General features: G+C 57.3%; 7 protein-coding genes and 2 pseudogenes. 1 reads left to right on the forward strand and 8 read right to left on the reverse strand.

Going from position 1 to position 10,150, the window contains the following annotated elements; genetic code table 11:
- Positions 1-257: 257 nt before the first annotated feature.
- From ACIQ0R_RS08140 to dapC, 8 genes and pseudogenes are all read right to left on the reverse strand, one after another.
- Positions 258-1,163 carry a Rossmann-like and DUF2520 domain-containing protein gene (locus ACIQ0R_RS08140; protein ID WP_395826046.1) on the reverse strand — a complete coding sequence of 302 codons (906 nt, stop codon included), beginning with the start codon at positions 1,161-1,163 and terminating at the stop codon, positions 258-260.
- Positions 1,121-3,132: pseudogene (locus ACIQ0R_RS08145) on the reverse strand (ATP-binding cassette domain-containing protein). Before ACIQ0R_RS08145 ends, ACIQ0R_RS08140 begins: the two are co-directional and overlap by 43 nt.
- A gap of 110 nt (positions 3,133-3,242) precedes the next feature.
- The gene (gene prmB / locus ACIQ0R_RS08150) at positions 3,243-4,127 is read right to left on the reverse strand and encodes a 50S ribosomal protein L3 N(5)-glutamine methyltransferase (protein WP_395826049.1); all 885 of its coding nucleotides are present in this window, start codon (positions 4,125-4,127) and stop codon (positions 3,243-3,245) included.
- A 216-nt stretch (positions 4,128-4,343) separates the two neighbouring features.
- Entirely contained in the window at positions 4,344-5,501 is a 1,158-nt protein-coding gene (dapE, locus tag ACIQ0R_RS08155; protein ID WP_395826052.1) for a succinyl-diaminopimelate desuccinylase, read from the reverse strand.
- Positions 5,502-5,565: 64 nt separating this feature from the next.
- On the reverse strand, positions 5,566-5,919 hold the full coding sequence (locus tag ACIQ0R_RS08160; RefSeq protein WP_395826055.1) for an ArsC family reductase: 354 nt from the start codon (positions 5,917-5,919) through the stop codon (positions 5,566-5,568).
- 103 nt (positions 5,920-6,022) lie between these two features.
- Entirely contained in the window at positions 6,023-7,168 is a 1,146-nt protein-coding gene (locus tag ACIQ0R_RS08165) for a PilT/PilU family type 4a pilus ATPase (RefSeq protein ID WP_395826058.1), read from the reverse strand.
- Between the two features lie 161 nt (positions 7,169-7,329).
- Complete coding sequence (gene dapD / locus ACIQ0R_RS08170) at positions 7,330-8,157, reverse strand: 2,3,4,5-tetrahydropyridine-2,6-dicarboxylate N-succinyltransferase (RefSeq protein ID WP_395826060.1); 828 nt, start codon at positions 8,155-8,157, stop codon at positions 7,330-7,332.
- 179 nt (positions 8,158-8,336) lie between these two features.
- Positions 8,337-9,499, reverse strand: a pseudogene (dapC, locus tag ACIQ0R_RS08175) (succinyldiaminopimelate transaminase).
- Between the two features lie 509 nt (positions 9,500-10,008).
- Here dapC and ACIQ0R_RS08180 point away from each other — a divergent pair.
- Positions 10,009-10,150: AAA family ATPase (locus ACIQ0R_RS08180; protein WP_395826062.1), on the forward strand; the 142-nt coding region annotated here is incomplete at its 3' end.

The raw sequence follows: 10,150 nt of genomic DNA on the forward strand, positions 1-10,150 counted from the left end.
CAACGGCAGCATTCGACGCTTGGCTATCGTTCACCCTGCCAGTATTTAGATGACTGGCTCACTGAGCAACATCAGGAAAAACAGGCGGCATAAAAGCCACCTGTTGGAAGACAAAAAATCGAGGGAAGCTCAACATCAGGAAAAACAGGCGGCATAAAAGCCACCTGTTGGAAGACGAAAAATCGAGGGAAGCTCATCCTATATGCACTTATTGTATTTGCATTGCGGATAATTATCGATTACCAGTCTTAGGTAAGTTACTGCTCGCTGCTTTTCTTGCGTGCCGCCAGCTCGCTGGTCGCGTCGGCGAACTGCCGGTAAAGCGCGGCCAGATGAGGTTGCTGCTGCAGCGCCTGCTGATGATGTGCTACGGTAGCAATATCGCCGCGCGCAATCGGGCCGCTCAAGGCCGCAGCGGGGCCGAGCCGGAAGGCGTTGGCGGCGCTCTCGCACAGCAAGGGTTCGATCAGCTTCAGCGCCAATTCAGGCGGGATGCCGGCGGCAACATACGTTTGTCGCGCGACATCGACCAACGTCACCAGATAGTTGGAGGCGAACACCGCGGCGGCATGGTAAAGGGTTTTTTGTTCAGGCTGAATCGATACCAGTTGCGCACCGATGGCGCTGAAGGCCTGGCCGAGAATATCGAGGGCGTCAGCGTCACCTTCGCTGCCGCACCAGGTCCCCGTAAAATCGGTCGCCACTTGTTGAGGGTCGGCGAAACTGCGGATCGGATGGACGCTGGCGACCGCTGCGCCGCATGCGACGGCGGCCTGCAGTGCCAGTGAGGACAACGCGCCGCTGCAATGAAACACGATACTGCCCGCTTGCAGTTTGCCGGCAGCGGCCAAGGTTCGGCAACAGGCGGCAATCTGATCGTCGCCAACGCCGATCAGGTACACATCGGCAGGGCGCAAATCGGCGTAGCTGGCCACTGCCGTGCCGCCGCCGATGAACGTAATCGCCTGTTGCGCGCTGGCGGCGGAGCGGTTCAGGATATCGAGCAGGACAAAACCATTCTGCGTGTGCCACAGGCGGCCCAGCGTGCGGCCGAGCTTGCCGCAACCGATGATGCTCAGCGTAGCGGGCTGGCGTTGAGCGGCGCCGCTGTCCGGATATGCTAGTTGCCCAACTGCTCCAGTGCTTCCTGCTGTTCCAGCCATTCGGCCTCCAGTTGCGTCAGTTCCTTGGCATAAAACGCCTGATCGGCCAACAGCGTAGCCAATTCCTTTTTCTTGTCCTTGTCGTAGATTTCCGGGTCGGCCAGACGCGTATCTACCGTGGTCTTTTGCGCACTGCGCTTGGCGATTTGTTCATCGAGCCGCTTGATACGGGCCTCGATGGGTTTTTCTGGGCCGCCAGTTTTTGACGGGCATCTGCTTCCTGGCGTTTTTGTTCGCGCCGGTCGGCACTGTCGACGGTCACTGTCGGCGCTACCGCACTGGCAATTTTTGCCTTGCTGCCGGTTTTCGGCAATGCTGCCGCATCGGTGATATTGGCGACGCCGTTCTTGGCTGCCAGCTTGGTCTTGAACAGCCAGTCCTTGTAATCGTCGAGATCGCCGTCGAACGGCGCTACCTTGCCGTCGGCGACAATGATGAATTGATCGGTCGTGGCGCGCAACAGATGGCGATCATGGGAGACGAGCACCAAGGTGCCCTCGAACTGCGCCAGCGCCATGGTCAGCGCCTCTCGGGTTTCCAGGTCCAGATGGTTGGTCGGTTCATCCAGTAGCAGCAGGTTGGGGCGCTGCCAGACGATCAGCGCCAGCGCCAGTCGGGCTTTTTCGCCACCGGAGAACGGCGCAATCGAGCTGGTCACCATCGTGCCGTTGAAATTGAAGCTGCCGAGGAAATTGCGCAGTTCCTGCTCACGCACGGTTGGCGCGATCTTGCCCATGTGCCACAGCGGGGATTCATCGTGGCGCAGCATTTCCACCTGATGCTGGGCGAAGTAGCCGATCGACAAGCCTTTGCCGAACTGCGCCTCACCGCGCAGCGGCTTGAGTTCTTCGGCGATGGTCTTGATGAAGGTTGATTTACCGGCGCCGTTGACGCCCAACAGGCCGATGCGCTGGCCAATCTGCAGCGAGAAATTAATGCCGGAGACGATCACTTTTTCGCTGACTTCATGACTGGTTTCGCTTTCGGTACGATAGCCGGCGCTGACATCTTCCATCACCAGCAGCGGGTTCGGCGCGCTCAGCGGCACCCGAAACTCGAACGAAAACTCGGCAGCGGCGAGCAACGGCGCCAGTTCTTCCATCTTGGCCAATGCCTTCATCCGGCTTTGCGCCTGGCGTGCCTTGCTGGCCTGGGCCTTGAAGCGGTTGATGAAAGATTCCAGATGGGCGCGCTGGCGCATCTGCTTTTCCAATGTGCCGGCAGCCAGTTCCAGTTGTGCCGAGCGCTGGCGCTCGAACGACGAATAGTTGCCGGAGTAGCGCTTCAGCTTGCGCTCATCGATATGCACGATAACGTTCACCACGCCGTCCAGGAAATCGCGATTATGGGAGATGATGATCAGCGTGCCGGGATAACGCTTGAGCCAGTCTTCCAGCCAGATGATGGCATCCAGATCCAAGTGGTTGGTCGGCTCATCAAGCAGCAGCAGGTCGGATGGACACATCAGCGCTTGCGCCAGGTTCAGGCGCATGCGCCAGCCGCCCGAGAAGCTGGCCACCGGCTGATCCATCTGCGCCAGTGAAAAGCCGAGGCCGGTTAGCAACTGTTCGGCGCGCGAACGCACGGTGTAGGCATCGGCATCGGCCAGCGCACTGTACAGCTCGCCGATCAGGATGCCGTTGGAACTGCTTTCGGGTTCGCTCTCCAGGAACGCCAATTCTTCTTCCAGGCGGCGCAGTGTGACATCGCCGTCAATTGCGTATTCAATCGCCGAACGATCCAGCGCAGGGGTTTCCTGGGCCACGTACGCCATGCGCCACTTCGATGGAAAATCGATCTCGCCCTGATCGGCGTGCAACTCACCGCGCAGCAGTCCGAACAGGCTTGGCTTGCCGGCACCGTTGGCGCCGATCAGGCCGATCTTGTCGCCCGGATTGAGGGTGACGTCGACATTGTCGAGCAAGGGCTTGATGCCGCGCATCAGAGAAACTTGTTGGAAACGTATCATTAATAACTATCTGCTAAAGGTGCCAAATGGGCGGTAGAGATGGTGCTGCATGTACTGAAGACAATGACTGCACACAACATACGAAAAAACCTGGGGCGCGCACCAGGTGCTTACGGCAATTGATCTGCCGTCAGCAGGAACACCATGTCGTCGCCAGCGCTGGTCGAAACCCAGGTCATTTCCAGATCAGGGAATGCGGCCTCGGCGGATCCGCGCTCATTGCCGATTTCCACGATGAGGATGCCATTGGCGGTGAGGCGCTGCTTGGCGCCGGCAACGATCTGGCGCACCAGGTCCATGCCGTCGTCGCCACCGGCCAGGGCGATCTGCGGCTCGCGCAGGTATTCCGGTGGCAGCTTGCTCATCGAACCCGAGTTGACGTAGGGCGGGTTGGTGACGATCAGGTCGTATTTCTTGTTCGGCACTTTGCTGTACAGGTCGGATTCGATCAGCGTGATGCGGTCCTGCAATTCGTAATCGTCGACATTGCGCCTGGCTACGGCGAGGGCGGCAGCCGAGATGTCGGCAGTATCGACATGCGCCTGCGGGAAGGCATCGGCTAGCATGATCGGCAGACAGCCTGAGCCGGTACAGAGTTCCAGGATGTTGCTGACCTCGGCAGGATCTTGCAGCCACGGCGAGAAATGGTCGGGAATTAGTTCGGCGATGAACGAACGCGGCACGATCACGCGCTGGTCGACGTAGAACCGGTACTCGCCGAGCCATGCTTCGTTGGTGATGTAGGCGGCGGGGATGCGTTCGGTGCTGCGTTTTTCGATGACCTGCAGCACTGCTTCGACTTCTTGCGGCAGCAGACGCGCATCGAAGAATAGTTCGATTTTGTCGAGCGGCAGTTTCAGTGTGTGCAGAATCAGATAGGCGGCTTCATCCAGCGCGTTGCTGCTGCCGTGGCCGAAGAACAGGCCGGCGGTATTGAAACGGCTGACCGCATAGCGCAGCAGATCGCGGATGGTGGTAAATGAATTTGGTGTCATGGTGCGGATTATCAAAGTGGGAAGAATGCGGCAACTGTTGGGACGAGCGGTTCAGTTGCAGTCGCAAAAAGTGTCACGCGGATTTTATCGGAAATGCCCGTCTCAATGGGCATGAGCCGACAAACTAAGCGGCTAAGGCCTTGATTTCGTTGTTATTTGCCAAATTATCAGCAAATAAAGCCGCCCCTCCCCGGGCGGCCCTGGCGGTAGCGGCCTTTATTGCGCCGTAGGCGGCGTCAGCAGGTTTTCCAGCGTGCGGCGATAAATGTTCTTCAATGGATCGATGAAGCGTACTTCGACATGCTCGTCGATCTTGTGAATGCTGGCGTTTGGGGGGCCGAATTCAATCACTTGCGGACAGATGCGGGCAATGAAACGGCCGTCAGAAGTACCGCCGGTGGTCGACAGTTCAGTGTTGATGCCGGTTTCTTCCCTGATCGCCGCAGAAATGGCGTCGCTTAAAGTGCCACGCGGCGTCAGGAACGGCAGGCCGCCGACGGTCCAGGCCAGCGTGTATTCGAGGCCGTGTTTGTCGAGAATCGCATGCACGCGTTGCTGCAATCCTTCGACGGTGCTGGCGGTTGAAAAGCGGAAATTGAAATCGATCACGACTTCGCCCGGGATCACGTTGGAGGCGCCGGTGCCGCCGTGGATGTTGGACATCTGCCAGGAGGTCGGCAGATAGTATTCATTGGCCTCATCCCACTTTTCAGCGGCCAGTTCGGCCAGCGTCGGCGCGGCCAGGTGAATCGGGTTTTTTGCCAGATGCGGATAAGCGATGTGGCCTTGTACACCTTTGACCGTGAGCTTGCCGGACATGGTGCCGCGCCGGCCGTTTTTGATCATGTCGCCCAGCGTTGAGCTGGAAGTCGGTTCGCCGACGATGCAGTAATCCAACTGCTCGCCACGGGCTTTCAATTTGTCGCAGACCACTACCGTGCCGTCAGTGGCCGGACCTTCTTCATCGCTGGTGATCAGCAAGCCGATCGAACCGGCATGGTCGGGATGGGCCTGGGTGAACTCTTCGACTGCCACGACCATCGCCGCGATCGAGGTTTTCATGTCGGCGGCGCCGCGCCCATAGAGCTTGCCGTCGCGATGGCTAGGCAGGAACGGGTTGGATTGCCATTGCTCGCGCGGGCCGGTCGGCACCACGTCGGTGTGGCCGGCGAACACGAGCAGCGGCCGTTCGGTACCTTTGCGCGCCCACAAGTTGGTGACATCGCCGGACTGAATGATTTCGCAGACAAAGCCGAGCGGCTCCAGCAACGCGATCAGCATCGCCTGGCAGCCCTTGTCTTGCGGCGTCACGGACGACAGCGCGATCAATTGTTCGGCCAAGGCCAGGGTTTTGCTCTCGGTAAGGTTGTTCATGTGAGGTGCTTTTGCTAAGTATTTTGATGGCTAATGTTCTGAAGAAGGTAGCCGCGATTACTGATTACTGACTGAAGATCTCTTGGTACAGCGCATCCGAGAAACCAACGTAAGTATTTTTTCCGGTAAACAATACCGGACGCTTGATGATCGAGGGCAGCTCCATCATCAGCGGCGTGGCGCTGCTGCCGTCGGTGATGCTGTTGCGGCGCTGTTCCGGCAAGCCGCGCCAGGTGGTGCCCTTACGGTTGATCAGTGTGTCCCAGGGCACATCGGCGAGCCAGGTAGTGATCAGTTCGGCGCTCACGCCGTCCTTCTTGAAATTGTGAAAAGTGTAGGCGATTTCTTGGTCTTCCAGCCAGGCGCGGGCTTTCTTGACTGTGTCGCAGTTGGGGATGCTGTAGAGGGTAATTGCCATGGTAAATGTGGTTGCAGATCGTCAAGACGCTGCGCATCTAGTCAGTTGAGGATAAGGCATGCGCCGGGTTGCGACTCTTAAGCGCAGCCCGGCGCCGCAATTGTTATAAATCAAGCGTGAATTTGGTGAACGTCGCACCCTCGACTTGTTCCGGCTGCGGCGCTACCGGTGCGCCATTTCTGTTGGAGTGCGGCGTGTGGTTATTGATCAGCCAGTAGAGGTTGCTCGGCGAATCCGCATGCGCCAGCGCTTCGTCCTGGGTAATCACCCCTTCTTCGATGAGTTGCATCAAAGCCTGCTCGAAAGTCTGCGAACCGGGCGCAAGAGTTTTTTCCATCGCTTCCTTGATCTGGCTGATATTGTCTTCCTCGATCAGTTCGGCAATGTAGCGGGTGTTGAGCATGATCTCGACTGCCGGCACACGCTCGCCGTCGACCGCCGTCAGCAGGCGTTGCGAGACAATTGCTGCTAGCGTTGAGGCCAGATCTTCCAGTAGAGCGGGGCGGTTTTCCTGCGGGTAGAAACTGATAATCCGGTTCAACGCGCGGTAAGTATTATTGGCATGCAACGTCGATACCACCAGATGGCCCGATTGCGCATAGGCGAGGGCTGCCGACATGGTGGCCTTGTCGCGGATTTCGCCGATCAGGATGCAGTCTGGCGCCTGCCGCAATGCGTTCTTCAATGCGCCATTCAGGTTATCGGTGTCGCTGCCGATTTCACGCTGGTTGACGATTGACCGGTGATTGTGGAACAGGAACTCGATCGGGTCTTCCAGTGTCAGGATGTGGCCGCTCTGGGTCTTGTTGCGGTAATCGAGCATGGAGGCGATGGTGGTCGATTTACCCGAGCCGGTGGCACCGACCACCAATAATAAGCCGCGTTTGCGGCCGATCAGTTCAAGCAACGCTGGCGGCAGCCGCAATTCTTCAAATGCAGGAATGTTGATCGGGATGTAACGGATCACCGCTGAGATGCTGCCGCGCTGGCGGAATGCAGATAGCCGGAAACTGCCGACGCCGGGAACCGGCAAACCGATATTCAATTCGTTTGTGCGATCGAGCTCCTGAATGCGTTCTGCCGACACAACTTCTTTCAACAGCAACTGGATGGAGTGCGCATCCATGTTCTGTTGATTGACAGGAATCATCTGCCCTTTGATTTTCAGATGAATCGGTGAGCCGGGCGCCAGGAACATGTCCGAGGCTTCTTTCTCCTGCATCAGATGAAACAAGCGATCCATTGCCATCAAAAACTCCTCGGTTCAGGAAACGTGCAAAATTATTATTATGGTTTTCAAAAATTGCCGGTCTGGCATGGGCACGCGTGCCCATGCTCAACTTGCTTCGAGAACAGGGGCGGAAAAATTTTTTCCCCTGCAGCCTCTCCGGCTTTTCCCGCAATGATGAATTAAGCTTCGCGCAGCAGTTCGTTGATGCCGGTCTTGGCGCGTGTCTTGGCATCGACACGCTTGACGATTACTGCGCAATACAGGCTGTACTTGCCGTCTGCCGATGGCAGGCTGCCGGAGACCACCACCGAACCAGCCGGGACGCGGCCATAGCTTACTTCGCCGGTGGCGCGGTCATAGATCTTGGTCGACTGACCGATGTAGACGCCCATCGAGATCACCGAATTTTCTTCAACGATGACGCCTTCGACGATCTCCGAACGGGCCCCGATGAAGCAATTGTCTTCGATGGTGGTTGGATTGGCTTGCATCGGCTCCAATACGCCGCCAATGCCGACGCCGCCGGAGAGGTGGACATTCTTGCCGATCTGCGCACACGAGCCGACGGTGGCCCAGGTGTCCACCATGGAGCCTTCGTCGACATATGCACCGATGTTGACGTAAGACGGCATCAGCACCACATTCTTGCCGATAAAACTACCGTGACGGGCGACCGCCGGCGGTACCACGCGGAAGCCGCCCTTAGCGAAGTCTTCGGCCGTGTAGTTGGCAAACTTGGTCGGTACTTTGTCGTAAAACTGCATGTTGTCGCCAGCCGGCATCAGCAGGTTGTCTTCCAGGCGGAAAGACAGCAGCACGGCCCTCTTGATCCATTGATTGACGACCCAGTTACCGTCGGTTTTTTGGGCGACGCGCAGGGTGCCCAAATTGAGCTCGGCGATGACGTTGGCAACCGCTTCGCGGACATCGGCCGGCGCAGTCTTAGGTGAAAAATCGGCGCGCTGTTCCCAGGCTTGGTCGATGAAGGTTTGTAGAGATTGGGTCATGATTTTCGTTGTCTAAAGTTTAAAAATAATCGATGGCGGAGGATATTGCTGCGATACCTCGGCTTAAAAACCCCTGAGATGACATTCCTTGGGAATTTGACCGTTTTGTCCATCTAGTCAGTTGAGGGCAGAGTAATTCGCCGCGCTTCGGCGACTCTTAAACTCTGTCCCGCAAATGGTCATAATGCCTTGCAAAAAGCGGCAATCCGCTGTGCTGCCTCCAGGCATTCGGCCACTTCCGCCACCAGCGCCATCCGGATGCGTTGCCGGCCCGAATTGCTGCCGTGGGCGTCACGCGCCAGATAGCTGCCGGGCAATACCGTTACATTATATTCGGCATACAGCCGCTTGGCGAAGTCGATATCGGAGATCGCTGCCAGTTTATCCACCTTGGCCCACAGGTAAAAACCGGCGTCCGGCAGTGCGACATCCAGTACGGTTTGCAGCACTGGTGTTACTTGTTGAAATTTCGCCATGTATTTGGCGCGGTTCTCGACGGCGTGGGTTTCGTCGTTCCAGGCGGCGACCGAAGCCGCCTGCACCGGCGGGCTCATGGCGCCGCCGTGGTAGGTTCGATACAGCAGAAATTTCTTCAGGATAGATGCATCGCCGGCGACGAAGTGGAGAAGGCGATCAGGCGCGGATAGCCGGTGCGGCCCAGCATGTGCGCGGCTTGCAGTCCGCCTAGCGGGGCTTCCGGCTTGAAGTAAATTTCTGAATAGCATTCGTCGGCGGCGATGACGAAACCGTGACGATCCGATAACGCAAATAATTCTTTCCAATCCTCCAGCGACAGCGCCGCACCAGTCGGATTGCCGGGTGAGCACAGGTATAACAGCTTGACGCGCGGCCAGATATCGTCCGGTACGCTGCGGTAATCCGGCGCGAAGTTGCGGGCCGGGTCGGAATTTACAAAATAGGGCTGGGCGCCAGAGAGGTAAGCTGCGCCTTCGTAAATCTGGTAGAACGGGTTGGGGCACATGACCAACGCATCCGATTGCGACGGATCGATCACAGTCTGGGCCAGCGCGAACAACGCCTCGCGCGAGCCGTTGACCGGCAGAATCTGGCTTGCCGGATTGAGCGCCGGCAAGCCGTAGCGGCGTTCCAGCCAGCCGGCGATCGCCTGTCGCAGCGCTTCGCTGCCGAGGGTGCTGGGGTAACTGGCGAGGCCGCTCAGGTTGTCGGTCAGCGCCTGCTGGATGAAGTTAGGGGTCGGGTGCTTCGGCTCGCCGATACCGAGGCTGATTGGCGCGTAGGCCGAATTTGGCGTGATGTCGGCAAATAATGCGCGCAGTTTTTCAAACGGATACGGCTGCAAGCGGTCTAGTAATGGATTCACGTGATTGATTTTGGGTAATGGCGGCAATGGCGGTAATGACAGTTACGGCGAGCGACAATGGCGGATGAATAACAAAGGTGCAATCAAAGGCGCCGACTGTATTTTTGGTGTTTGCATTATATACAGAATGCGGGTTTGAGCGCTGCCAATGCTGCGTCCGGCGGCAGCAAAAGGGCGCTGCAAGCCTGATATTCGGAGATTTCGTTGCCTTTCATCGCACAGTCAGATGCTCTTTTTTACGCTGCGGGTTGCGCTGAGTGCTGCTCCGGCGCTTGGCGATGGTTCATCTTCGGATGGCTTGAAGTTGAATTCATGAAGTTGGATTCATGAGGTTAAATGAATAATCACGTTTCCAGTTTTTGACGGTCATTCAGATCGTATATTCAGATCGCATATCTGACGGGACAGAATGTTATGATGTCGACCTGCCGCGAGTTTTTTCTCGTTTTCATGAATTGTAAGAGTGGCGGCTGTTTTTTTTGCCGACTTTAATAAGAGCAGACGATAACGTGCGTTTAACTTCCATTAAATTATCGGGATTCAAGTCTTTCGTTGATCCTACTAATTTCCAGGTCCCCGGCCAGTTGGTCGGTGTCGTGGGGCCGAACGGTTGCGGCAAATCCAACATCATCGATGCGGTGCGCTGGGTGC

This window comes from Collimonas sp. (genome assembly GCF_044339385.1).
GTDB lineage: Bacteria > Pseudomonadota > Gammaproteobacteria > Burkholderiales > Burkholderiaceae_D > Collimonas.

Coding starts and splice junctions, on each gene's coding strand:
- dapD (WP_395826060.1), bottom strand. CDS start 8,157: ATGACCCAATCTCTACAAACCTTCATCGACCAAGCCTGGGAACAGCGC.
- ACIQ0R_RS08160 (WP_395826055.1), bottom strand. CDS start 5,919: ATGGCAATTACCCTCTACAGCATCCCCAACTGCGACACAGTCAAGAAA.
- ACIQ0R_RS08140 (WP_395826046.1), bottom strand. CDS start 1,163: ATGGCTGGAACAGCAGGAAGCACTGGAGCAGTTGGGCAACTAGCATAT.
- prmB (WP_395826049.1), bottom strand. CDS start 4,127: ATGACACCAAATTCATTTACCACCATCCGCGATCTGCTGCGCTATGCG.
- ACIQ0R_RS08165 (WP_395826058.1), bottom strand. CDS start 7,168: ATGGCAATGGATCGCTTGTTTCATCTGATGCAGGAGAAAGAAGCCTCG.
- dapE (WP_395826052.1), bottom strand. CDS start 5,501: ATGAACAACCTTACCGAGAGCAAAACCCTGGCCTTGGCCGAACAATTG.